This window comes from Roseburia intestinalis L1-82, from assembly GCF_900537995.1.
GTDB lineage: Bacteria > Bacillota > Clostridia > Lachnospirales > Lachnospiraceae > Roseburia > Roseburia intestinalis.
On sequence record NZ_LR027880.1, the window covers coordinates 1,558,733 to 1,580,444 of the forward strand.

Genomic DNA, 21,712 nt, shown 5'->3' on the forward strand with positions numbered 1-21,712 from the left:
GACAGTGAAACCAAAAAAGGCTGCCATTTTTTTCAGACAGCGGGCAAAACGCAGCTTCCGAAACGCCTTATTGTCGGGAAAGACCGAGCCGCCGGAAAAGTTCTTGCCGGAAAGTCCGTCCATTCTGCTCTTTTGTGGTTTGTAGGGAGTAAGGGAAAAACGCCAGCCCGCAGCCTTTTATAAAAAAAGCTGGTTATAGATTTTCTGAAAAAGTGGCAGTAGCAAGTGAACGGCAGGCCGGCAGTTTCTTAGAGCAAGATTCTACCGAGGTGCCAAAATTCGCTTATCGCTCATTTTGCCCCTGCGGGAATCTTGTTGGGGAGTGCCTTCCCCAAACCCTGCTTATGCGGCTTGCGCCGCTGAAAAATCCCTCAAAATATTTTTCGGATTTTTCAAAAACAGTTCCGCTTCACACCCTGTTTTTCTCCTATTAGTGAGAGGACACCACGCACAGAAAGGAGGTCAACCACCTATGAAACGATACAACACGCCGCACCGCAGCCGGGTAGTCAAAACACGCATGACCGAGGAAGAATACGCCGAGTTTGCCCAGCGGCTTTCTGCTTACCACATGAGCCAAGCCGAGTTTATCCGGCAAGCCATAACCGGGGCAGCCATACGCCCCATCATAACCGTTTCCCCCATCAATGACGAGCTGCTTGCCGCTGTCGGGAAGCTGACCGCCGAATACGGGAGGATCGGCGGCAACTTAAACCAGATAGCCCGGACGCTGAACGAGTGGCACAGTCCCTATCCGCAGCTTGCCGGGGAGGTACGGGCGGCGGTTTCCGACCTTGCTGCCCTAAAGTTTGAAGTCTTGCAGAAAGTGGGTGACGCTGTTGGCAACATTCAAACATATCAGCTCTAAAAACGCCGACTATGGCGCAGCGGAAGCCTATCTCACATTTGAGCATGACGAGTTTACCATGAAAGCCACCCTTGATGAAAACGGGCGGCTGATACCGAGGGAGGATTACCGCATTTCTTCCCTCAACTGCGGGGGCGAGGATTTCGCTGTTGCCTGTATGCGAGCCAATCTCCGCTATGAGAAAAACCAAAAACGGGAAGATGTGAAAAGCCACCACTATATCATCAGCTTTGACCCACGGGACGGGACAGACAACGGCTTGACCGTAGACCGGGCGCAGGAGCTGGGCGAGCAGTTCTGCAAGGAGCATTTCCCCGGACACCAAGCCCTAATCTGCACCCACCCGGACGGGCATAACCACAGCGGGAATATCCATGTGCATATCGTCATCAACTCCCTGCGGATTTACGAAGTCCCGCTTCTGCCCTACATGGACAGACCAGCCGACACGCTGGAGGGCTGCAAGCACCGCTGCACCAACGCCGCTATGGAATATTTCAAGAGCGAAGTCATGGAAATGTGCCACCGGGAGGGGCTTTACCAAATCGACCTCTTGAACGGCAGCAAGGAACGGATAACCGAACGGGAATACTGGGCGGCAAAGAAAGGGCAGCTTGCCCTTGACAAAGAGAACGCCGCCAGAGAAGCCGCCGGACAGCCGACCAAGCCCACCAAGTTTGAAACGGACAAGGCGAAGCTGCGCCGGACGATACGGCAGGCACTTTCCCAAGCTGGCAGCTTTGACGAGTTTTCTTCCCTTTTGCTGCGGGAGGGTGTGACCGTCAAGGAGAGCCGGGGGCGGCTTTCCTACCTCACGCCGGACAGGACAAAGCCTATCACAGCCCGAAAGCTGGGGGACGATTTTGACAAGGCTGCTGTCCTTGCCCTGCTCACGCAGAACGCCCACAGAGCTGCCGAACAGACCAAAGCCATACCCGAATACCCTGCCGCAGTTAAAAAGCCGTTACAAGGGGAAAAAGCTGCAAAAACCACCCCGGCAGACAACACCTTGCAGCGCATGGTTGACCGGGAAGCCAAGCGAGCCGAGGGCAAGGGCGTGGGCTATGACCGCTGGGCGGCAAAGCACAACCTAAAGCAAATGGCAGCTACCGTTACCGCCTATCAGCAGTACGGCTTTTCCTCCCCGGAGGAACTGGACGAAGCCTGTTCTGCCGCCTATGCCGCCATGCAGGAAAGCCTTGCGTGGTTGAAGCAGGTGGAAAAGACGCTGAACGGGAAAAAGGAGCTGCAACGGCAGGTGCTTGCCTATTCCAAGACCCGCCCTGTCCGGGACGGGCTGAAACAGCAGAAAAACGCCAAAGCAAAAGCAGCCTACCGTCAGAAGCATGAAAGTGACTTTATCATAGCAGACGCAGCCGCCCGCTATTTCAGGGAGAACGGCATTTCCAAGCTGCCGAGCTATAAATCCCTGCAAGCAGAGATTGAAAGCCTTATCAAAGAGAAAAACAGCGGCTACAACGATTACCGGGCAAAACGGGAGGAGTACCGCCGCTTGCAGACTGTCAAGGGCAATATCGACCAGATTTTACGCCGGAGCGAGCCGCAGCGCAGAAAGGAGCAGAGCCATGAACGGTAATATCCCCCGCATGGACTACCGCCAGTACCGGGCAGCCCGCCGCCTTGTGCATGAGTGCTGCAACTATGACAGCGGGAACTGCCTGCTGTTGGAGGACGGCGAGCCTTGCGTGTGTGTACAGAGTATCAGCTATTCGCTGCTCTGCCGCTGGTTTACCGCCGCTGTCCTGCCCCTTGATGAAGCACTGGAAGCCGCCCTCTTGCGCCGGGGAAGCCGGAAACGCTGCGCTGTCTGCGGGGCGTTCTTCTTCCCAAAATCCAACCGGGGGAAATACTGCCCGGACTGCGCCGGACGCATGAAGCGGATAAACGCCGCCAAACGGAAGCGGAAACAAAGGGAGAAATGTCACGCTTTAGGGCATTTCAAACCCGCATAAATCAAGGCTTTTTTGGAGGGTGTCAAAGGGTGCGTGATACATTTATCCTTTTCCCTTAAAAACGCCCCCTAAAAGCGTAACAGAACCCACAGACAGACACCACAAGGAGGTGAACCCTATCGCTGATTATATGACCGCAGGAACGGAGCTGCCCGCTTACCTGCCTTACCCCCGTTTCCTGCTGGAAACAGACCTATCCCACACCGCAAGAGAGTTATATGCGCTGCTGTTAGACCGTTCCACCCTTTCGCAGAAGAACGGCTGGCAGGACAGCGAGGGACGGACATACATTGTCTACCCCATAGCAGAGATAGCGGAAATGCTGGATAAAGGCTGCACCACCATAAAGGGCGCACTGAACGAACTGGACGCTGCCGGGCTGCTGGAACGCAGACGGACGGGCTTTTCTGCCGCCAACCGTCTGTATGTGAAAGTGCCGCCTATCCCAGTGGTACAGTTTTCCGACCAACTGACGGACGGAAAACCGCCCCTCATAAGGGCGGGAAACCGACCAACTGACAGCCGGAAAACTGACCTTATGACGGTCGGAAAACCGTCCCCTAACCAAACTAATATAAACAACCTAATAGAGAGCCAAACAAAAGGAGCGAGTGAGGGGCAGCCCCCCGCCGCTTATGGCAGATATAAAAATGTATTTCTTTCTGACACAGAACTTTTGGAGCTGGAACAGGACTTCCCCGGCAAGTGGGAGTATTACCTTGACCGCCTTTCCTGCCACATCGCTTCCACCGGGAAGCAGTACCAGAGCCATGCAGCCACCATTTACAAGTGGGCGCAGGAGGACGCTGCCAAAGAGAAGCCAAAGAAAGGCATACCGGACTATTCATTCAAGGAGGGAGAAAGCCTATGACCGATACAATCCACAACACCATACTGCCTATGACCGACACCACAGCCGAGCCGGAGGATTACACCGGGGAGGACGGGCTTTTATACTGCGGCAAATGCCGGAAACCCAAAGAAGCCTATTTCCCGGAGGGCAAGACCTTTTTCGGGCGTGACCGCCACCCGTCAGAGTGCGACTGCCAGCGGGCAGCCCGTAAGGAACGGGAAGCCGCCGAGAAGCGGCGCAGCCACCTTGAAACGGTGGAACGGCTGAAACGGCAGGGCTTTACAGACAAGACCATGCAGGACTGGACATTTGCCAACGATAACGGCAGCTGCCCGCAGATGAAGAACGCCGCCGGATATGTGGCACGCTGGGAACAGATAAAGGACGGGAACTACGGGCTGCTCTTGTGGGGCAGGGTAGGCACTGGGAAAAGCTATTTTGCCGGGTGTATTGCAAACGCCCTCATGGAGCAGGAAGTCCCGGTGTGCATGACAAACTTTGCAGCAATATTAAACGACCTTGCCGCCAGCTTTGCGGGCAGGAACGAATATATTTCCCGCCTTTGCAGCTTCCCCCTGCTCATCATTGACGATTTTGGAATGGAGCGTGGCACAGAATACGGTCTGGAACAGGTCTACAATGTGATTGACAGCCGCTACCGGAGCAGGAAGCCGCTGATTGTGACGACCAACCTCACGCTGGAGGAATTGCAGCACCCGGAGGACACCGCCCACGCCCGGATTTATGACCGCCTGCTTGAAATGTGTTCCCCTCTCTGCTTTACCGGGGAGAATTTGAGGAAAGCCGCCGCACAGGGAAAAATGGAACAGCTGAAACGGCTGCTTGCCGGAAAGGAGATTTGCCTATGACCGACACCCAGAGAAACAAACGCCCTGCCCGCCGCCCGGACTGCGTGACCGAAACGAGGATAGGCAACACAATCCTTGTGGTGTCTGGCTTTTTCAAGGAGGGGGCGACCGACACCGCCGCTGACAAGATGATGAAAGTGCTGGAAGCAGAAGCCGCCGCCGGATATTTGACCTGTGATAAGCCTGATTGAAAAACCGTCATTTTTACCGACCGTAAAGAAGCAGATTTGACGCTTTTGCCGCTATACAGACAGCCGCCCCATGTGGTACAATCAAGGTACGGAATAGTGGGGCTGGCTGTCGGAAACGGAGGAATTTATGTTAAGACAGACCACCCAGCAACTCATTACCGCCCTTTACCCAAGACTGTCCCATGAGGACGAGCTGCAAGGCGAGAGCAATTCCATTTCCAACCAAAAGAGGATTTTGGAAACCTATGCCAAACAGAATGGATTTTCTAATCTGCGCTGGTACACCGACGACGGTTATTCCGGTGCGAACTTTCAAAGACCCGGATTTCAAGCCATGCTTGCAGACATTGAAGCAGGGAAAGTCGGGACAGTTATCGTCAAGGATATGTCGAGGTTAGGGCGAAACTACTTACAGGTGGGAATGTACACAGAAATGATTTTCCCACAGAAAGGTGTCCGCTTCATCGCTATCAATGACGGAGTGGACAGCGCACAGGGGGAAAATGATTTTGCCCCGCTGCGGAACATTTTTAACGAATGGCTGGTGAGAGATACGAGCAAGAAAATCAAGGCAGTAAAACGCTCTAAGGGCATGAGCGGAAAGCCCATCACAAGCAAGCCCGTCTATGGCTACCTCATGGACGAGGACGAAAACTTTATCATTGACGAGGAAGCCGCCCCGGTGGTACGGCAGATTTACAGCCTTTGCCTTGCCGGGAACGGTCCGACCAAGATAGCCCGTATGCTGACCGAGCAGCAAATCCCCACGCCGGGGACGCTGGAATACCGCAGGACGGGCAGCACCCGCCGCTACCACCCCGGCTATGAGTGCAAGTGGGCGACCAATACCGTGGTTCATCTGCTGGAAAACCGGGAATATACGGGCTGTCTGGTAAACTTTAAGACCGAGAAGCCGTCCTACAAGCTGAAACACAGCATGGAAAATCCCCCGGAAAAGCAGGCGGTTTTTGAGAACCACCATGAGCCTATCATTGACCGGGAAACGTGGGAACGGGTGCAGGAGTTACGCAAGCAGCGCAAACGCCCCAACCGTTATGACGAAGTGGGCTTGTTCTCCGGCATACTCTTTTGTGCCGACTGCGGCAGCGTCATGTACCAGCAGCGATACCAGACGGACAAGCGCAAGCAGGACTGTTATATCTGCGGAAGCTACAAGAAACGCACCGCCGACTGCACAGCGCACTTTATCCGCACTGACCTCTTGACCGCTGGCGTACTCTCCAATCTGCGGAAAGTTACCAGCTATGCGGCAAAGCATGAAGCCCGGTTTATGAAGCTTTTAATCGAGCAGAATGAGGACGGGGACAGACGCAGGAACGCCGCCAAGAAAAAGGAGCTGGAAGCCGCCGAGAAACGCATAGCCGAGTTATCTGCTATCTTCAAGCGGCTGTATGAGGACAGCGTAACCGGGCGCATATCGGACGAGCGTTTCACAGAGCTGTCGGCAGACTATGAAGCCGAGCAGAAAGAACTGAAAGAACGTGCCGCCAGACTGCGGGAAGAACTTTCCAAAGCGCAGGAAGCCACCGCAAACGCTGAAAAGTTTATGAATGTGGTACGCAGGCACACTACCATTGAAGAACTTACCCCTACTCTGCTGCGGGAGTTTGTGGAGAAAATCGTTGTCCATGAAAGCGTTGCCCTTGACGGGAAACGCCGGGGCAAGTTACGCAGACAGGAAATCGAAATCTATTATTCTTTTGTCGGCAAGGTAGAACTGCCCGACACCTAACCGCCCGACCTATCCGACATACCTCATGTGCCGGATAGGAACGGCAAAATTTTTTACACTTCTATTACTTCTTTATCACACATAAGCAAAATCACAGGGCATTAAGCAGCTCATGGCTAATTAGATGTAATAAAAGCGGAGAAAGGAAAAGCACAATCCAGACGGAACCGGCGGTGTAGTCAAGAAATATTGTGGAAACGCAAGATTTCTGCTATAATGGGTATAAAACACTTGACGATGGAAAGAAAGGCGGGAAGCCTATGCACATTAGTTATCAGCCACTATGGAACACACTGAAAGAGCGTGGCATGAGGAAAGAGGATTTGCGGCTTGCCGCCGGTCTTACCACAAATATGATTGCCAACATGGGCAAGGGAAAGAATATCAGCATGGAAACGCTGGTTCGCATTTGTGAAGCCTTGAATTGTGGTATTATGAATGTGATTAAATTAGAACAGGACAATATCTAAAGCGATATAATTTTATATTTGATTCGATTTGCACAAAAAATTAAATTTTAATGGTGTATATTTTCTATTGTACCCAATGTAAATAAGTGCTATCATAAAATAAAACAAGTACATTTGAAACATTTTATGATTTGAGAGTGTGCTTGCAGGTTAGTAGCATATTGCCAATAACTGAATACAAAAAATGTAGGTTCTGGTCATTTTAGAAAGGAGCATTGTTTATGAAAAAATTTAGTAAAAGATTGTTTACCTCGTTGGTAGCGTTTTGTATGCTTTTTTCTGTGAGTGCGGTTCCTGCTTTTGCAGCGGGAACAACAACGGAAATAACGGATACTCAACAGCCGGTAGTCATTGGAGAATATGACGGATACTTAACCGATGTTATGATTTCCGATGGTGTCACCAAAAGAGCAGTCGCTAATGTTCGTATTAACTCTTATGCAACTTATGATGAGGATGATGGGATTCAAGTTCATGTGAAGTTGTATGTACCGTGGTATGAATCTCCAAAACCGGAGTTCACTGGTATGACTGGTACAGTTAATGTGCTTATGAACAAAAAATCCACCAATACGGCATTTGCAGAATTAGCCGACGGTGAAGAAACAATCGAAACTGATGTGGATACTGGAAGAACAGGTAATAGCGGAGATAAGGGAACGGTTTCTGTTTCTGGTGTTGCTACCGCTAATAATGCCTTGGCAGGCGGTGGAGCTTTCGCTATTTCTTACCCTGTGACACTTCCCTAATTAAATGCAAAACAGTTGTGAATTAAGGTTGGTAATAGGTAAAATGAAACGGTTATTGGCAATATGCGTATGTTTTTTTATGTGTGTAGGCTTATGTTCGTGTGATTCTTCCCAAACTCGGTCGGTATCATCATATAACTGGTCTTTAGAATTTATTACTGATTTAGATGGTAATATGTTATTCTCAGGTTCAGTGCATGATGACATACCAGTATTGGATTTGACATTGAGTTTTGAAGAAAAAAGTTTTATCTTAACAGATAACACTCATAAACAAGAATGGACAGGTACATATTCGCTTGAAAAGATTGACAATTCTTCTTCGAAACTCGGATTAACTTTTGAAAATTTAGAGGAGCCTGTTACAGGCGTATATGGAACAAGAGTTTATTCTGATGATTCAGAAAGCGCAACAATTACATTACAAACTGATGAAAATATCCTGTCTTTTGTTGGAGAAGATTCATAAATAAAAACAGCCGCTGTAGGAACAAAATCCTACAACGGCTGTTTTTATTTCCACGGCCTGCGCCGGAAGTTCATACCAGACTGTTTTATCAGCGGGGATTTCTTGAACAGCTTTTTCAAAAGGCTTCGTTCCTCTTGTGAGAGCCGCTTGTATTTGAGCCGGAACGCCTTGCAGAATATCTCCGTGAATTGCTGAACCCTGTCCCCCGGAGATTGCATGGCCTTTTGTACTTCCCGTATAAGTTCATCGGCAGGCGTGGTATCCGGCGCACTTTCGCTGTCATTTTCGTGCGCCTTGCGTATATCATGGAGAATGACGTCCCATGTTTTGTGCGTCACATGGCAGAAAAAATCTTCTTCCTCTATCTGACAGGCTTCCAACACTTTGATTGCCCGGTCTGCCGCAGCTTCGGGGTGTTCTTCCAGTACCATAGCCCGTAAAGCAGCCAGTGAGCTGTTTGTGTCATGGAAGTGCATGGTTGCTATCCCGTCCACATAGATTTCTGCGTCTGCCAGCAATTCCTTAAATTTTTCATGGGAGATAATCTCACACAGCAGCCGGTTATTGAAGCGTTCACTTTTCAGCAGTTCCACGACTTCATCACTCAAATGTAATTCTTCTATCGGGGTGTTTTCATATCTCCGATTATTGGTAAGGCCGAGCAGATAGTCAACCGACACCTGATAGAAGTCTGCCAGCTTCAACAGGCTGCCGTGGTTAATTTCCTTGTATTCGTCGTTGTCGTTTTCATAACTGCCGAGGGCTGATTTTGAAATGCCGGTTTCCTGTGCCAGTTCTTCCAGATTCAAGCCCCGTTCCACCCGTAAATCTTTCAGGCGTTCCTGTACGGAAATGCGGGTTTTCATAAACACATCGCTCCTTCCTGCGGCTGGCTGCCGCTGTTATTCCTTATTATACCATATACCGTTCCGAAATCGTGGAATTTTTCGATTTTGGGGCGGTTTTCCTATTTTATGGACATACGGGAAAGGGTTCAAAAATGAGCTATGATTAAGTCAGTTCATCGATGGATTATTTCCAATCGAATGACCGGCCTGATGGGATATGCTCCCCGGCGATGTAGCGCAACGACCTGCGGCAAGGAAATGGAGGAACCTTGACCGCAGCGAGCGTACCAACGGGAACGAAACGCCGCTGTGAGATTCAGGGGCAGGAACGACAGCAGGACAACCCGGCAGAACTGATACCAAAACGCTACCCAAACACGACAAATCGGCGGGGTGTAGTCTGCCCCGTCCGTAATACTATGGGGCATTTCAAAGCGGCTCTATGGCCGTATTTTCCTTGAAAATCGCCCCGAAACATGACACCAAAAACCTTTATCCGCCTGTTCCCGTTGTTACGGCTGAAATGGGCGGATTTTCTATGATAGGAGGCACTATGCCGAGAATGAGCAAGAAACGGAAGTTGGAGCTTTCCTTCTTCCTCAATGACCGGGGGCGTGTGGCCTACAACGACCTGTGCCGGAAGTGCCAGCATAAGTGCAAGCAGAGTTTCCGGGCTGTCGTGATAGACTGCCCCCATTACCTGTCAAAACGAGCCAAGCGAAAGGAGAAAATCAGTTAAATGGAATTTGAATTTATGAGCGCAGACACGGTTCTGCCGCCTTGTATGCCGCTACCCGCCGCAATGCTTCGGCTGCCGATCAGCAGCACAGCAAAAGTCATGTATGCCCGTCTGCTGAACACCACCCTTACGGCAGGGATAGAGGATAGCAACGGCATTTTGTTTGTCCGTTTTCCTATCATGGAATTAGCGGCAGCCCTCTCCCGCAGCCCCGTCACTGTGAAGCGTTCCCTGAAAGAATTGGAGGACATCGGGCTTATCCTGCGGGTGCGCCGGGGTGTGGGAGAACCAAACCGCATTTACACGCTGCTTCCCAAAGGAGGGCTGCCATGATAAATGAGAAGCTGGAAAAGCTGAATCAGGAGATTGCCAAAGGCGAAGCCAGACTGCGGCGGGCGCAGCATGAAGAAAAAATACTGGAACACCAGGTGAAGCAGCTTACCCGGAAGGAACGGACGCACCGGCTCTGTACCAGAGGAGCTATGCTGGAAAGTTTCCTTTTAAGGCCGGAAGTGCTGACAGACGAGGATGTGATGGACATTCTGAAACAGGCATTTTCTCAAAGTGGCATGAAGGAAATAGTTGCAGAAAGCGTGAAAGGGCGGGTAGCCGGGGAATCCCTTACGGAGTAAGGGCGCAACTATACACCGGTCAAGCCGGTGCGTTGCGCCCTGCCGGGGGCTTCCTGCGGAAAGCGGATGATTTTCAGCACCGTTGCGGCTGCTTCCAATCATCACAGGGGACGCTACACTTCCCCTGCGCTGGCTGCGCCAGCTACCCCTTTGTGGACTTGCCGCCCGGGAACACCTTGCGCTGCAAGCTGTTCCCGTCCAGCAAGTTTACAATTTATCTATTCCAAAACAGGACTGCCCGTAGTATAATAAAGCTAATGACGAACACTATCTAAGGAGATGGTTTTATGTATGGATTGATTGCTTTGAATTTCATCATACCCTTTGTTATGGTTTTTGTAGGATATATCTTAAAGAAGCACCCGGTAAAAGATATGACATCCGGTAACGGATACAATACGCCTACATCTCGGAAGTCACAAGAGCATTGGGATTATGCACAAAGCATAGCACCTAATATTTTTATTGGTATTGGCAAAACATTAGGTTTGGTAGAAATCGTTTTGTGTATATCCTTACTTCTTCTTAATATTTCTACACAGACTACCGTATTTGCAGGAGTAGTTGTTGGAATTATTTTTCTGATTTTTGGATTTTATAAAACAGAAACTGGAATTACAAGTAAATTTGCGAACAAAAACTTTTAAGCTATTAGACAGCTTTCCATCATCGAGCCAACCTGACCCGAACCTTCAAAACTGAATACTAATCGCCTACCAGCGACACCACTAAGCAGGAAATCAGAAACGGTTTCCTGCTTTTCTTTTGCCCAAAATCAACCACAGGAAGGAGGAACGCTATGCCCTGTCCACACCATGATATAAAAATAATCCAGCGCAGCAACCACCAGTCAGCCGTTGCGTCTGCCGCCTACCAGAGTGGGGAACGGCTGTTTTCCGAGTACGACCAGAAGCAGAAATACTATTCCCATAAAAGCGAGATTGTCCATACAGAAATCATGCTGCCGCCCCACGCCCCACCAGCGTATGCAGACCGCAATACTTTGTGGAACGCCGCCGAAGCTATCGAGAAGCAATGGAACTCCCAGCTTGCCCGGAGAATCGTGCTTGCCATACCGAGGGAAATCCCCCCGGAACAGCACGCCGACCTTATCCGGGACTACTGCCGGGAGTTTTTTGTTTCTAAAGGCATGATTGCCGATTTTGCCATCCACGACAAAGGGAATGGGAATCCCCACGCCCACATCCTGCTGACCATGCGGGCAATGGACGAAAACGGGAAATGGCTTCCCAAGAGCCGGAAGGTTTATGACCTTGACGAGAACGGCGAGCGTATCCGGCTCCCGTCCGGGAGCTGGAAAAGCCACAAGGAGGATACCGTGGACTGGAACGACCAGAAGTACGGAGAGATCTGGCGGCAGGGCTGGGCGGCTACCGCTAACCGCTATCTGGAAGCCAACGGACGCCCGGAGCGCCTTGACCTTCGTTCCTATGAACGGCAGGGGCTTGATAAAATCCCCACCGTCCATATGGGGCCAGCAGTCAGCCAGATGGAGAAACGAGGGATACAGACCAACATCGGCAACTTGAACCGGGACATCAAAGCCGCCAATTCCCTTATGCAATCTATCCGGCAGATGGTACGCCACCTGAAAGGCTGGATTGCAGACCTGAAGGAGAAAAAAGCCGCCCTGCTGGAAGCCTTGCAGGAATCGAAGGAACCCACCCTGCCGGAGCTGCTGGGGAAATATCTGGATTTGCGCCGGGAGGAACGTACAGGCTGGACAAGCAAAGGCCAGCTTACAGGCAGCGTTGCCGATTTCAACAAGGTTATGGAAGCTATCCGCTATCTGCGGGAAAAGGAGCTGTCCACTGTGCAGAGTTTGGACGCTTATCTGGATACCGTCAGCGGGCAGGCCGTTTCCATCCGGGCAGAGATGAAGCCGAAAGAACAGCGTATGAAAGAAATCAACACCCTGCTTTCCCATATCGCCAACTTTGAAGCCCATAAGCCGGTTCATGTGGAGTATGCTGCCATCCGGTTTAAGAAGCCACGGGAACAGTTTGCCGCCGCCCATCGGGACGAGCTGGACGCCTATAATGCCGCTATCCGTTATTTCAAGGTGCATTTGAAGGAGAAGAAGTACAGCATTAAAAAGCTGAATGAGGAACAGACACAGCTTGCCGGAGAAGTTGCCGGATATAAGGAACGGTTGTCCGCATTACAGGAGGATGTGAAGATTCTCCGGGATGTGCGTCACTGGCTCAATCAGGTTCTTCCGTCTGAACAGTACCGCCAGACCGCCGAGCCGGGAAAGAAACCGTCCATCCAGCAGGCAGTCAAAGGCCGGACGCAGCGTATCCGGGAAGAACAGGCCGAGAAACGGAAGCAGCCCCGCACAGAGAAAAAACAGGATATGGAACTTTAATAGGCGCTTGCTATTTTCTTTTTCGAGAATGACAGGCGCTTTTCTTATTTTCAGGAGGATTTATTTGAATGTATTTAAAGCTGTCAAGCAGTCTGTTACCACCCGGCAGGCTGCGGAGCATTTTGGAATCCGGGTGGGACGAAACGGGATGTGTGTCTGCCCCTTCCATGCTGATAAAAACCCCAGCATGAAGGTTGACCGGCGCTTTCACTGTTTCGGCTGTCAGGCAGACGGGGATGTGATTGACTTTGTTTCCCGTCTGGAAGCTGTCAGTCCGAAGGAAGCCGCCCTCATGCTGGCGCAGGAGTTCTCCATCCCCTATGAGGACAGGGAACCACCCGGCAGGAGAAAACCCAAACCCCGGCAGGAAACCCCGGAACAGCGGTTTTGCCGCATGGAGCGTTACTGCTTCCGGGTGCTGTCCGATTATTACCATCTTCTGCGCCGCTGGAAACGGGACTATGCCCCTAAGATGCCGGAAGAAGCATGGCACCCGCTTTTTGTGGAAGCCTTGCAGAAGCAATCCCATGTGGAATATCTGCTGGATGTGCTGCTCTCCCCGGATATGGAGGAACGGGCAGTCCTTATCGTTGACTATGGAAAGGAAGTGAGCAATCTTGAAAGACGAATGGCAGAGCTTGCCGCCCAAGATACGGCAGGCCGCAGAACAGACCATACAAGAAGCAGCCCCGCCCCGGAGCATTGAGGAAGTAAAGGCCATGCTGGAAAGCACCGAGAAAGGCAGCGTCCGCAACAGTATCCGCAACTGCCTGACCGTCTTTCAGAATGACCCGCTGCTTTCCGGGGCAATCGCAAAAAATCTGCTGACCGAGCGAGTGGACATTGTAAAGCCCATCGGCTACCACCGCATCGGCACCGCCATCACGGACACGGATATGAACTATCTGCTCCTGTATCTGGAAGAAACCTATGGGCTTACCAGTGAGAAAAAGATTACCGCCGCCATCGGGATTGTTGCCAATGAAAACGGCTACCACCCCGTCCGGGACTACCTGAACGGCCTTTCATGGGATGGGCAGGAGCGTATCCGCTATTGCCTGCGCCACTTTCTGGGAGCCGACACCGACCAGTACACCTATGAAGCCCTGCGGCTGTTCCTGCTGGGAGCCATCCACCGGGCATTTTGCCCCGGCTGTAAATTTGAAGTCATGCTCTGTCTGGTGGGCGGTCAGGGAGCCGGGAAATCCACCTTTTTCCGGCTGCTGGCAGTAAAAGACGAGTGGTTTTCCGATGATTTGCGGAAGCTGGATGATGATAACGTGTACCGCAAGCTGCAAGGCCACTGGATTATCGAGATGTCGGAGATGATTGCCACCGCCAATGCCAAGAGCATTGAGGAAATCAAGTCATTTTTAAGCCGACAGAAGGAGGTCTATAAAATCCCATACGAAACCCACCCGGAGGACAGGCTGCGGCAATGTGTGTTCGGCGGCACTTCCAATGCCCTTGACTTCCTGCCCCTTGACCGTTCCGGCAACCGGCGCTTCCTGCCGGTCATGGTGTACCCGGAACAGGCCGAGGTTCACATTTTGGAGGACGAAGCCGCTTCCAGAGCCTATCTTGCACAGGTCTGGGCAGAAGCCATGACGGTTTACCGCAGCGGGGATTTTAAGCTGTCTTTCAGCCCGGAAATGGTGCGCTATCTCAAAGAACACCAGCGGGATTTCATGCCGGAGGACACCAAGGCCGGGATGATACAGGCATACCTTGACCGCTATACCGGCGGCATGGTGTGTTCCAAGCAGCTTTTCAAGGAAGCCCTGAACCACCCCTTTGACGAGCCGAAGCAATGGGAAATCCGGGAAGTCAACGACATCATGAACCATTGCGTGACGGGCTGGAATTACTTTTCCAACCCCCGTGTGTTCCCGGAATACGGCAGGCAAAAGGGCTGGGAGCGTGAAACGAAAGCAACGGACATCAGCAACGGAGCTGAAAAAATCCCGGAAGGATTTGAGGAAGTCACGGAACAGATGGAGCTTCCCTTCTGAAAAATGCAGCCGGTTGCCGACCCTGTTGCACTCCCGTTGCCGAGCCGGTTGCCGGGAAACCCCCCGTAACTGCGGGCTTTTCCCCTTATCAGCAACCAAAACAACAGAAAAATAAAAGAAAATAAAAATAAGAGCCAAACTGCCAGACAGAGATAGTTTTCAGGTTTTTTGAAGCCCGTTGCCGGACTTCGTTGCCGACCTTCTCCTTGTCTGGCTTATTCTATTATGGAGGATAACTGCCTATGGCAAAAACGAAAACAGAGATTCATGTTACCACAGTTTTTGACGGCGAACTGGACGCCACAGACGTCTTTGTGAGCCTGATTGCCCAAAAATATGGGCAGAATACCAGCAAAGAAAATCTTGCGAAAACACAAGATTTAGAGTATAATAAGGATGAGGTTCAGAAGAACCGTGTTCCGTCTGGATTGTGCGGGTAAACGGTTATGATGAACGGATATGAATATACAGACATGGACGCAATACTGGCAGGCAGCTTCCGGGCAGCCATCTATTGCAGGCTTTCCAAAGACGATGACCTTGACGGGGAGAGCGCCAGTATTGCCAACCAGCGGGATATGCTGGAAAAATACTGCGAAAAGCAGGGATGGGAGGTTGTGGCAGTCTATCAGGACGATGGCTACACGGGGCTGAACATGGAGCGCCCCGACCTGAAACGGATGCTCAAAGCCATCGAGCGCAGGCAGATAAACCTTGTCATAACGAAAGATTTATCGAGGTTGGGCAGAAATTATTTGCAGACCGGCACACTCATTGAGGACTTCTTTCCCCGCCACGGCGTCCGCTATATCGCCATGAATGACGGTATCGACACCATGCGGGAGAATAACGACATTGCGCCGTTCAAGAACATCCTCAACGAGATGTACAGCAAGGATATTTCCAAGAAGGTACATTCCTCTTACCTTCTGAAAGCCCAGCAAGGCCAGTTTACCGGCTGTATCGCCCCTTTCGGGTATCAGAAAGACCCGGAGGACAAAAACCATCTGCTGGTGGACGAGGAAACCGCCCCCATTGTCCGGCAAATCTTCCGCTGGGCGCTGGAAGGACACGGCCCGAACTTTATCCGGCGCAGGCTGGAAGAACAGAAGGTGCCTTGCCCTACATGGTGGAACCGGGAACGGGGCTTCCGCAATGTCCGCACTAAATGGGAAAAGAAAGACCCGGTAAACGGGCGGTATATGTGGGATTTTTCGGTAATCAAGGACATCCTGATGAATCCCGTCTATACCGGGGCTATCGCTTCCCAGAAGAAGGACTACCGCTTCAAAATCGGCACCATCGGGGAAAAAAAGCCGCAGGACTGGATTGTGGTGGAGGAACGGCATGAGCCGATTGTTGACCGCAAGAGCTTTGACATCGTGCAGGACAAGCTGAAATCCCGGCAGCGTTCCCGCCAGACCGGGGAAATCAGCCTGTTTGCGGGGCTTCTCAAATGTGGCGAGTGTGGGAAATCACTGACTATCCGCTACACCAACGACAAGCACCCGAAGCAGATTTATTCCTGTAAGACCTATAATGCCTATGGGAAACAGCACTGTACCCAGCACCGTGTGGAGTACGAAACCCTTTACCGCCTTGTGCTGAACAAAATCCGGGAATGTGCGAAGGCCGCCCTGATGGACGGGGAAGCTGTTGCCGGACGGCTTACCAACACCTGTGAAGCCGAGCAGAAAGGCCAGCGGGAAGCGTTGGAGCGTTCCCTGACGAAGCACGAGGAACGGATTGAGGTACTGGAAAAAATGGTGCTGCGGCTCTATGAGGACATGGTTGCCGGACGTATCAGCGAAGCAAACTTCAATCTCATGCTGGATAAGACGCAGAAGGAACAGGCTGAACTAAAGGAACGGGTTGAACAGGGGCGCAGGAAGCTGGCTGATGAAATCCGCCTTGCCGTGGACGCCAAGCAATGGGTGGACGCCATTCAGGAATACGCCGACATCACGGAGCTGGACGCTGCCACCCTCAACCGTCTGATTAAAGAAATCGTTGTCCATGAACACATCGACAGCGATAAGACACGACACATTTCTATTGAAATTCATTTTAATCTCAAACCCATCCCGGAGGTGGAACAGGTCACGGCCTGACCTGTTCCCGCCGGGGCGGTTCTAAAAAAATTCCATAAATTTCTTGACACGCCGCCGCCCGCCATCGAGCAGAGTTTTACACCTATTTTGGTATGAAACAGCTCATGGCAGGCGGCGGTGTTGCCCTTATCGGCACTATCCTTGTACCTCTGCTTTCCGGCTTGTTCGGTTAAGCGCGGGTAGCTGCCTATGCAGAGCATACTTGACGCGATTAACGAATGGATAAAGGAAATCCTTATCGGAGCGATAAACGGTAATCTGTCAACTATGTTCGGGGACGTAAACGAAAAAGTCGGGACTATCGCAAACGAGGTAGGACAGACCCCGCAAGGGTGGAACGCCAACATTTTCAGCATGATACAGACCCTTTCTGAAAATGTAATCGTCCCGATTGCGGGGCTTGTCATTACCTATGTCCTATGCTACGAGCTAATCAGCATGGTAACGGAAAAGAACAATATGCACGACATAGAAACATTCATGTTCTTTAAGTGGATATTCAAAGCCTTTGTCGCGGTGTTTATCGTAACCAACACGTTCAACATCACAATGGCGGTCTTTGATATGGCGCAGCATATCGTTTCCGGCGCAGCGGGGGTTATCGGCGGCGATACGAATATCGACGTTGCCGAAGCCCTTGCCGCCATGCAGGAGGGGCTTGAAGATATGGAAATCCCCGAACTGCTCTTACTTGTGCTTGAAACAAGCCTTGTGAGCCTTTGCATGAAAATCATGTCCGTACTGATAACCGTTATCTTATACGGCAGAATGATAGAGATTTACCTTTACTGTTCGGTATCGCCTATTCCATTTGCGACCATGACCAACAGAGAATGGGGACAGATTGGAAACAACTACCTAAAAGGGCTGTTCGCTCTTGGTTTTCAAGGCTTCCTCATTATGATACCCTTACTGGTCTTGGTACGGCTTTAACAGCCGCGTGGAATGGTGCGCCTGTTTTGTATCATGGTGCTACAATCAAGCCGGAAAAAGCGAACCCCGATTTGCGGGCTGCGAATGGCAGGGTGTCCCTTGGTTTCAGTCAAGGGGACAATGGGGCGCACGCGGCTATGAGAATATCGCACCGGGCGACGCAATCTTTTTCGATTGGGATTTAGACGGCGTTGCCGACCATGTGGGGCTTGTGCTTGGCAGGGACGGCAGCCGCGTCTATACCGTTGAGGGCAATTCCGGCGACGCTTGCAAGATAAAGAGCTATGACCTTAACTATCAATGTATCAAAGGCTACGGGCTGATGAACTGGTAAAGCAGCCCAAAAAAGAAAGGAGAAATGACCTATGGCAAACAATAAAATCGACCGTATCAATAAGGAAATCGCAAAGACCCGCGAGAAAATCACAGAGTATCAGAACAAGTTAAAAGGACTGGAAGCGCAGAAAACCGAAGCGGAAAACCTTGAAATCGTACAGCTTGTACGAGCTATGCGTCTGACACCGCAGGAACTGAACGCTATGCTGTCCGGCGGCGGTATTCCCGGCATGAACACCGCGCCCACTATCGAAGCGGCAGACTACGAAGAACAGGAGGAAAATGCAGATGAAGAATAAACTGAAAAAGACCATGATTGCCCTTTGTGCCGCCCTTATCCTTATGGGCGGTTTTTCTGTCCCTGCCTATGCACAGGGCGCAGCCACAGAGCCGAACGCCGGGGACGCGACCAACGACAGCAACGTAGTTGTGGAGGAAAAAGAGGAAACGCCGCCCCTTACCCCAAAGGGAAACGCAACACTGGTTGACGATTACGGCGGCAATAAGCAGCTTATCACTGTTACCACCAAAAGCGGCAACTGTTTCTATATCCTCATTGACCGCGCCGCCGAGGGCGAACAGACCGTACATTTCCTAAATCAAGTGGACGAAGCCGACCTTATGGCACTGACCGAAAACGGCGAAGCTGCCAAAAAACCGGAAATCTGTAACTGTACGGAAAAATGCGAAGCCGGAAAGGTAAACACGTCCTGCCCGGTATGTGTTACCAGTATGACAGGCTGCACAGGCAAAGAACCCACCCCAACACCAACCGAGCAGCCGGAAGAACCGAAAGAAAAAGGCGGCAATCCCGGTGTGGTGCTTAGATTTTACATTATCATATCCATTAAATGATGAAATGGGGAAACTCTGTCACGCCTTTGAAAAAATGAAAGATTGTTTGTCGAAAAATAATGAAACTATGTTTAGACAATTTGCTGAACAGCGCCGTTTGAATGCTGCTTTTTCACATGACTTACGCACTCCTTTGACTTTACTAAAGGGACATGCTACTATGTTGCTTTCCTTTATTCCCAAAGGCTTAGTATCACAAGAAGAAATATTAGACGAAATATCAGTAATGTCAAAAAATATTTCACGTCTTGAAAAATATGTAAATGCTATGACGAACTTATACAGGTTAGAGGATATTGATATTCCACGACAACAGATTACATTTCATTCACTTATTGATAATTTTAATAACACAGCAGAAGCACTTTGTTATGACAAACATTTTTCAATTACTGCAAGCGGTGATAATATAACCTTGTTTATCAATTTAGATACAGTCATGCAGATTTATGAAAATTTACTCTCTAATAGTATTAGATATGCAAAAAGTGATATTGCTATTAGCGTAGTAATAGAGAATAATAATTTGGTTATATCTGTTTCAGACGATGGTTGCGGGTTTAAAAATATTGAGATTGAAAAAGCAACATTACCATTTTATAAATCATCGAAAGATATATCTACTGAACATTTGGGGTTAGGGCTGAATATTAGTAAGATTTTAAGTGAAAGACATGGCGGAAATATCCAAATTGCTAATAATAAAGCAGGGGGAGCATGTGTTACAGTGAAAATAAATTGCAATGAAAGTTGATTGAAAATAGACATTTTATTGCTATTATAAATTTAAAAGAAAGGAGATAATGACAAATGAAAAAAATAATATGTATGTTTCTAACTTTATTGCTATTGGTGTGTATTGTTGGGTGTAGTCAAACAAAGAACAGTGATAATCATGTAGTACAAGATTATTCCGAAGAATATGAGGTTTCTCCTTATGGAAGTGAAGAAGCACTTGACACTTTGGACGATTTGAAAATTTCAATGAGTGCAGAAAAGGATTTAGACTTAAAGCACCTTTCATTTCTAATAGAAAATACTTCTGATAAAGAATACCGATATTCACCAAATTATTTTGAAATAGAAACTGAACAATCCGGCACTTGGTATCAACTTGAACAGCTTGATGACCCTTCAAAGAGCAATGAAAAGGATTGTTTTATTAAGCCTAACGAACGATTAACATTAGAAATTGATGTTAAAAGTTTTTATGGAGAATTGCCTGCGGGACACTATCGTTTGATTAAACAATTTGCGTTCTTTGAAAGTGAAAGAGATTGGGATTACGATACATATAATTTATCTTGCGAATTTACGATAAGGTAAAAATTCTCTACTTCATAAGCATGAAATAAAAAAAACCGCTTATGAAGTAGAAAGTTCTCATGCCATTTTAACGGCGGTTTTGAAATAACAATCAAAACCGTCGTTTTCTTTTGAAAATCTAAAACAGAGGACATATTAAAATCCTGCTATTTGGGGACACGACGGTATCAAGGAGGTATCGCCATGTCCTTTTTTCTATACCCTAATGGGTTACTATCAAAAAAAGCCATTATCCACCGACGGGGTATTCCGGCTATGTAGATGAACTATCAAATCAATTAAATACTGCTGTTATTTCCTATGCGTCTGTCTGCATTTTGCAGGCAGGCGCATTTCGCATTTTACAGAAGATTTTTCAAAAACTTTGCCCTCTTTTTGGCAAAGCAAAAAGTCGCCTGTATTATCCCGCGAAAAGGGGAGGTACTACCGCCTTTCGGCAGAAAGGAGGTGAACACCATGACACCTAATCGCAGGGAATTTGAAAAGCAATGTACGTTTCAAAAGTTCTGTAAATCAGTGCTGCACAATGAAGCGTGCAACGCCCATGAAGAAATTCGTCGGCGCAGAGTTCGGGAAGTTACTTTTTCCGACCTTGCCTTGTATGAGGAACGGCAGCTTTATACCGTCGATAAGTATTTTCAAGACGAAGAAGCAGAGCCGTCTTATCAAATGGCAGGAAAAGAAATAACCCCAAAACTGCTGCTTGAAGCTATCCGGGCTTTACCCGAAGAACGGCGCAAAATTGTACTGATGTATTACTTTGAGGGATTGACTGATGTAGAAATCGGAAAGCAGCTCAATATCTCAAGAAGTACGGTACAGTATCGCCGGACAAGCTCCTTTGAGCAGTTAAAAAAATATTTGGAGGAAAACGCTGATGAATGGATTGAATGGTAAACCGACCGAGTACCCGGAAAATGCCCTTGTTCCCTATCCCGTTATTTTGGCGGCGAGCAAAGGCGACCCGGATGCAATGAAGATTGTATTGCAGCATTTCAGCGGCTACATAGCAAGTCTTTCCATGCGGAAGCTCTATGATGAGCGAGGAAATGTTTATTTTGGAGTAGACGAAGAAATACGTGAAAGGCTGCAAGCAAAACTAATGAGGGCAATCCTCACATTTAGGGCTGAATAAAGCAACGCGGTATTGGAACGCTTCCCCCTTTTCCGTTCCATATCGCAGAACAGCCCCCTGCTCTTTGACAAAGAAAGCGGCGCAATAGAACGGCGACGCAGCATAAGGCAAATCAGATACATTCGATATATGGGGAGCCGTTGGGCTGATACGCCATGACCGAAAGGAGGGACAAAACGAGCGAGAATTATCAGCGTTCCA

General features: G+C 49.5%; 27 protein-coding genes and 4 pseudogenes. 30 read left to right on the forward strand and 1 reads right to left on the reverse strand.

Annotated elements, in window-relative coordinates; translation table 11 throughout:
- Window positions 1–212 precede the first annotated feature (212 nt).
- The 11 genes from RIL182_RS21190 to RIL182_RS07280 all read left to right on the forward strand — a co-directional run bounded on the left by RIL182_RS21190 (window position 213) and on the right by RIL182_RS07280 (window position 8,195).
- On the forward strand, window positions 213–434 hold the full coding sequence (locus tag RIL182_RS21190) for a hypothetical protein (protein WP_156327584.1): 222 nt from the start codon (window positions 213–215) through the stop codon (window positions 432–434).
- Between the two features lie 38 nt (window positions 435–472).
- Window positions 473–868, forward strand: a complete 396-nt coding sequence (locus RIL182_RS07235; protein ID WP_002594236.1) for a plasmid mobilization protein — start codon at window positions 473–475, stop codon at window positions 866–868.
- On the forward strand, window positions 840–2,465 hold the full coding sequence (locus tag RIL182_RS07240; RefSeq protein ID WP_002594235.1) for a relaxase/mobilization nuclease domain-containing protein: 1,626 nt from the start codon (window positions 840–842) through the stop codon (window positions 2,463–2,465). Before RIL182_RS07235 ends, RIL182_RS07240 begins: the two co-directional genes overlap by 29 nt.
- The gene (locus tag RIL182_RS07245; protein WP_002594234.1) at window positions 2,455–2,841 is read left to right on the forward strand and encodes a cysteine-rich VLP domain-containing protein; all 387 of its coding nucleotides are present in this window, start codon (window positions 2,455–2,457) and stop codon (window positions 2,839–2,841) included. Before RIL182_RS07240 ends, RIL182_RS07245 begins: the two co-directional genes overlap by 11 nt.
- A gap of 130 nt (window positions 2,842–2,971) precedes the next feature.
- Window positions 2,972–3,712 (forward strand): replication initiator protein A, encoded by a 741-nt coding sequence (locus tag RIL182_RS07250; RefSeq protein WP_002594233.1) that lies wholly within the window; start codon window positions 2,972–2,974, stop codon window positions 3,710–3,712.
- Window positions 3,709–4,563, forward strand: coding sequence for an ATP-binding protein (locus RIL182_RS07255; RefSeq protein ID WP_002594232.1), 855 nt, complete (start codon window positions 3,709–3,711; stop codon window positions 4,561–4,563). Before RIL182_RS07250 ends, RIL182_RS07255 begins: the two co-directional genes overlap by 4 nt.
- Window positions 4,560–4,754 carry a transposon-encoded TnpW family protein gene (locus tag RIL182_RS07260; protein ID WP_002594231.1) on the forward strand — a complete coding sequence of 65 codons (195 nt, stop codon included), beginning with the start codon at window positions 4,560–4,562 and terminating at the stop codon, window positions 4,752–4,754. Before RIL182_RS07255 ends, RIL182_RS07260 begins: the two co-directional genes overlap by 4 nt.
- Before the next feature lie 127 nt (window positions 4,755–4,881).
- Window positions 4,882–6,507, forward strand: coding sequence for a recombinase family protein (locus RIL182_RS07265; protein ID WP_134523194.1), 1,626 nt, complete (start codon window positions 4,882–4,884; stop codon window positions 6,505–6,507).
- Between the two features lie 260 nt (window positions 6,508–6,767).
- The gene (locus RIL182_RS07270; protein WP_015514784.1) at window positions 6,768–6,977 is read left to right on the forward strand and encodes a helix-turn-helix domain-containing protein; all 210 of its coding nucleotides are present in this window, start codon (window positions 6,768–6,770) and stop codon (window positions 6,975–6,977) included.
- A gap of 221 nt (window positions 6,978–7,198) precedes the next feature.
- Window positions 7,199–7,726, forward strand: coding sequence for a hypothetical protein (locus tag RIL182_RS07275; RefSeq protein ID WP_006859268.1), 528 nt, complete (start codon window positions 7,199–7,201; stop codon window positions 7,724–7,726).
- 43 nt (window positions 7,727–7,769) lie between these two features.
- Window positions 7,770–8,195 (forward strand): hypothetical protein, encoded by a 426-nt coding sequence (locus tag RIL182_RS07280; protein ID WP_022261510.1) that lies wholly within the window; start codon window positions 7,770–7,772, stop codon window positions 8,193–8,195.
- Between the two features lie 44 nt (window positions 8,196–8,239).
- Here the strand turns inward: RIL182_RS07280 and RIL182_RS07285 are convergent, their stop codons facing one another.
- Window positions 8,240–9,061, reverse strand: a complete 822-nt coding sequence (locus RIL182_RS07285) for a helix-turn-helix domain-containing protein (protein ID WP_006859270.1) — start codon at window positions 9,059–9,061, stop codon at window positions 8,240–8,242.
- A 251-nt stretch (window positions 9,062–9,312) separates the two neighbouring features.
- On the opposite strand from RIL182_RS07285, the gene RIL182_RS21195 reads away from it, so the two are divergent.
- From RIL182_RS21195 to RIL182_RS07385, 19 genes and pseudogenes are all read left to right on the forward strand, one after another.
- A complete protein-coding gene (locus RIL182_RS21195; RefSeq protein ID WP_154314213.1) occupies window positions 9,313–9,504 on the forward strand; it encodes a hypothetical protein in 192 nt (63 codons plus the stop codon).
- Between the two features lie 92 nt (window positions 9,505–9,596).
- Window positions 9,597–9,782, forward strand: a complete 186-nt coding sequence (locus RIL182_RS07295; RefSeq protein WP_033118356.1) for a hypothetical protein — start codon at window positions 9,597–9,599, stop codon at window positions 9,780–9,782.
- Window positions 9,783–10,115 (forward strand): hypothetical protein, encoded by a 333-nt coding sequence (locus tag RIL182_RS07300; RefSeq protein WP_006859272.1) that lies wholly within the window; start codon window positions 9,783–9,785, stop codon window positions 10,113–10,115.
- Window positions 10,112–10,414 (forward strand): DUF3847 domain-containing protein, encoded by a 303-nt coding sequence (locus RIL182_RS07305; protein ID WP_006859273.1) that lies wholly within the window; start codon window positions 10,112–10,114, stop codon window positions 10,412–10,414. Before RIL182_RS07300 ends, RIL182_RS07305 begins: the two co-directional genes overlap by 4 nt.
- Window positions 10,415–10,701: 287 nt before the next feature.
- Window positions 10,702–11,061, forward strand: a complete 360-nt coding sequence (locus RIL182_RS07310; RefSeq protein ID WP_006859274.1) for an SdpI family protein — start codon at window positions 10,702–10,704, stop codon at window positions 11,059–11,061.
- Between the two features lie 152 nt (window positions 11,062–11,213).
- Window positions 11,214–12,803 carry a MobQ family relaxase gene (gene mobQ, locus RIL182_RS07315; RefSeq protein WP_006859284.1) on the forward strand — a complete coding sequence of 530 codons (1,590 nt, stop codon included), beginning with the start codon at window positions 11,214–11,216 and terminating at the stop codon, window positions 12,801–12,803.
- A 64-nt stretch (window positions 12,804–12,867) separates the two neighbouring features.
- Window positions 12,868–13,509 (forward strand): CHC2 zinc finger domain-containing protein, encoded by a 642-nt coding sequence (locus tag RIL182_RS07320; protein ID WP_014081132.1) that lies wholly within the window; start codon window positions 12,868–12,870, stop codon window positions 13,507–13,509.
- A gap of 13 nt (window positions 13,510–13,522) precedes the next feature.
- Entirely contained in the window at window positions 13,523–14,815 is a 1,293-nt protein-coding gene (locus RIL182_RS07325; RefSeq protein ID WP_007884071.1) for a virulence-associated E family protein, read from the forward strand.
- 242 nt (window positions 14,816–15,057) lie between these two features.
- On the forward strand, window positions 15,058–15,255 hold the full coding sequence (locus tag RIL182_RS07335; RefSeq protein ID WP_006858666.1) for a hypothetical protein: 198 nt from the start codon (window positions 15,058–15,060) through the stop codon (window positions 15,253–15,255).
- Between the two features lie 6 nt (window positions 15,256–15,261).
- A complete protein-coding gene (locus RIL182_RS07340; protein ID WP_007884068.1) occupies window positions 15,262–16,926 on the forward strand; it encodes a recombinase family protein in 1,665 nt (554 codons plus the stop codon).
- 89 nt (window positions 16,927–17,015) lie between these two features.
- Window positions 17,016–17,099, forward strand: a pseudogene (locus RIL182_RS07345) (Maff2 family mobile element protein); the annotation flags it as partial.
- A 16-nt stretch (window positions 17,100–17,115) separates the two neighbouring features.
- Window positions 17,116–17,832: pseudogene (locus RIL182_RS07350) on the forward strand (VirB6/TrbL-like conjugal transfer protein, CD1112 family); the annotation flags it as partial.
- A 1-nt stretch (window position 17,833) separates the two neighbouring features.
- A pseudogene (locus RIL182_RS07355) lies at window positions 17,834–18,193 on the forward strand (CHAP domain-containing protein); the annotation flags it as partial.
- A gap of 31 nt (window positions 18,194–18,224) precedes the next feature.
- Window positions 18,225–18,494, forward strand: a complete 270-nt coding sequence (locus RIL182_RS07360; protein ID WP_006858662.1) for a DUF4315 family protein — start codon at window positions 18,225–18,227, stop codon at window positions 18,492–18,494.
- Window positions 18,484–19,020 (forward strand): annotated as a pseudogene (locus tag RIL182_RS07365) (DUF4366 domain-containing protein); the annotation flags it as partial. The gene RIL182_RS07360 and the pseudogene RIL182_RS07365, both read left to right, overlap by 11 nt.
- A 64-nt stretch (window positions 19,021–19,084) precedes the next feature.
- Window positions 19,085–19,804, forward strand: coding sequence for a sensor histidine kinase (locus tag RIL182_RS07370; RefSeq protein WP_243128743.1), 720 nt, complete (start codon window positions 19,085–19,087; stop codon window positions 19,802–19,804).
- Window positions 19,805–19,860: 56 nt separating this feature from the next.
- The gene (locus RIL182_RS07375; RefSeq protein ID WP_006858661.1) at window positions 19,861–20,376 is read left to right on the forward strand and encodes an immunoglobulin-like domain-containing protein; all 516 of its coding nucleotides are present in this window, start codon (window positions 19,861–19,863) and stop codon (window positions 20,374–20,376) included.
- Window positions 20,377–20,832: 456 nt separating this feature from the next.
- Complete coding sequence (locus RIL182_RS07380) at window positions 20,833–21,273, forward strand: RNA polymerase sigma factor (protein ID WP_044999463.1); 441 nt, start codon at window positions 20,833–20,835, stop codon at window positions 21,271–21,273.
- Window positions 21,254–21,511, forward strand: a complete 258-nt coding sequence (locus RIL182_RS07385) for a helix-turn-helix domain-containing protein (RefSeq protein WP_006858660.1) — start codon at window positions 21,254–21,256, stop codon at window positions 21,509–21,511. Before RIL182_RS07380 ends, RIL182_RS07385 begins: the two co-directional genes overlap by 20 nt.
- The last annotated feature ends 201 nt before the right edge of the window (window positions 21,512–21,712 follow it).

What these genes read in the sequence shown, in the direction of transcription:
- RIL182_RS07235 (WP_002594236.1), top strand. Translation starts at nt 473, where the DNA reads ATGAAACGATACAACACGCCGCACCGCAGCCGGGTAGTCAAAACACGC.
- RIL182_RS07245 (WP_002594234.1), top strand. Translation starts at nt 2,455, where the DNA reads ATGAACGGTAATATCCCCCGCATGGACTACCGCCAGTACCGGGCAGCC.
- RIL182_RS07250 (WP_002594233.1), top strand. Translation starts at nt 2,972, where the DNA reads ATGACCGCAGGAACGGAGCTGCCCGCTTACCTGCCTTACCCCCGTTTC.
- RIL182_RS07255 (WP_002594232.1), top strand. Translation starts at nt 3,709, where the DNA reads ATGACCGATACAATCCACAACACCATACTGCCTATGACCGACACCACA.
- RIL182_RS07260 (WP_002594231.1), top strand. Translation starts at nt 4,560, where the DNA reads ATGACCGACACCCAGAGAAACAAACGCCCTGCCCGCCGCCCGGACTGC.
- RIL182_RS07265 (WP_134523194.1), top strand. Translation starts at nt 4,882, where the DNA reads ATGTTAAGACAGACCACCCAGCAACTCATTACCGCCCTTTACCCAAGA.
- RIL182_RS07270 (WP_015514784.1), top strand. Translation starts at nt 6,768, where the DNA reads ATGCACATTAGTTATCAGCCACTATGGAACACACTGAAAGAGCGTGGC.
- RIL182_RS07275 (WP_006859268.1), top strand. Translation starts at nt 7,199, where the DNA reads ATGAAAAAATTTAGTAAAAGATTGTTTACCTCGTTGGTAGCGTTTTGT.
- RIL182_RS07280 (WP_022261510.1), top strand. Translation starts at nt 7,770, where the DNA reads ATGAAACGGTTATTGGCAATATGCGTATGTTTTTTTATGTGTGTAGGC.
- RIL182_RS07285 (WP_006859270.1), bottom strand. Translation starts at nt 9,061, where the DNA reads ATGAAAACCCGCATTTCCGTACAGGAACGCCTGAAAGATTTACGGGTG.
- RIL182_RS07295 (WP_033118356.1), top strand. Translation starts at nt 9,597, where the DNA reads ATGCCGAGAATGAGCAAGAAACGGAAGTTGGAGCTTTCCTTCTTCCTC.
- RIL182_RS07300 (WP_006859272.1), top strand. Translation starts at nt 9,783, where the DNA reads ATGGAATTTGAATTTATGAGCGCAGACACGGTTCTGCCGCCTTGTATG.
- RIL182_RS07305 (WP_006859273.1), top strand. Translation starts at nt 10,112, where the DNA reads ATGATAAATGAGAAGCTGGAAAAGCTGAATCAGGAGATTGCCAAAGGC.
- RIL182_RS07310 (WP_006859274.1), top strand. Translation starts at nt 10,702, where the DNA reads ATGTATGGATTGATTGCTTTGAATTTCATCATACCCTTTGTTATGGTT.
- mobQ (WP_006859284.1), top strand. Translation starts at nt 11,214, where the DNA reads ATGCCCTGTCCACACCATGATATAAAAATAATCCAGCGCAGCAACCAC.
- RIL182_RS07325 (WP_007884071.1), top strand. Translation starts at nt 13,523, where the DNA reads ATGCTGGAAAGCACCGAGAAAGGCAGCGTCCGCAACAGTATCCGCAAC.
- RIL182_RS07335 (WP_006858666.1), top strand. Translation starts at nt 15,058, where the DNA reads ATGGCAAAAACGAAAACAGAGATTCATGTTACCACAGTTTTTGACGGC.
- RIL182_RS07340 (WP_007884068.1), top strand. Translation starts at nt 15,262, where the DNA reads ATGATGAACGGATATGAATATACAGACATGGACGCAATACTGGCAGGC.
- RIL182_RS07360 (WP_006858662.1), top strand. Translation starts at nt 18,225, where the DNA reads ATGGCAAACAATAAAATCGACCGTATCAATAAGGAAATCGCAAAGACC.
- RIL182_RS07370 (WP_243128743.1), top strand. Translation starts at nt 19,085, where the DNA reads ATGAAAGATTGTTTGTCGAAAAATAATGAAACTATGTTTAGACAATTT.
- RIL182_RS07375 (WP_006858661.1), top strand. Translation starts at nt 19,861, where the DNA reads ATGAAAAAAATAATATGTATGTTTCTAACTTTATTGCTATTGGTGTGT.
- RIL182_RS07380 (WP_044999463.1), top strand. Translation starts at nt 20,833, where the DNA reads ATGACACCTAATCGCAGGGAATTTGAAAAGCAATGTACGTTTCAAAAG.
- RIL182_RS07385 (WP_006858660.1), top strand. Translation starts at nt 21,254, where the DNA reads ATGAATGGATTGAATGGTAAACCGACCGAGTACCCGGAAAATGCCCTT.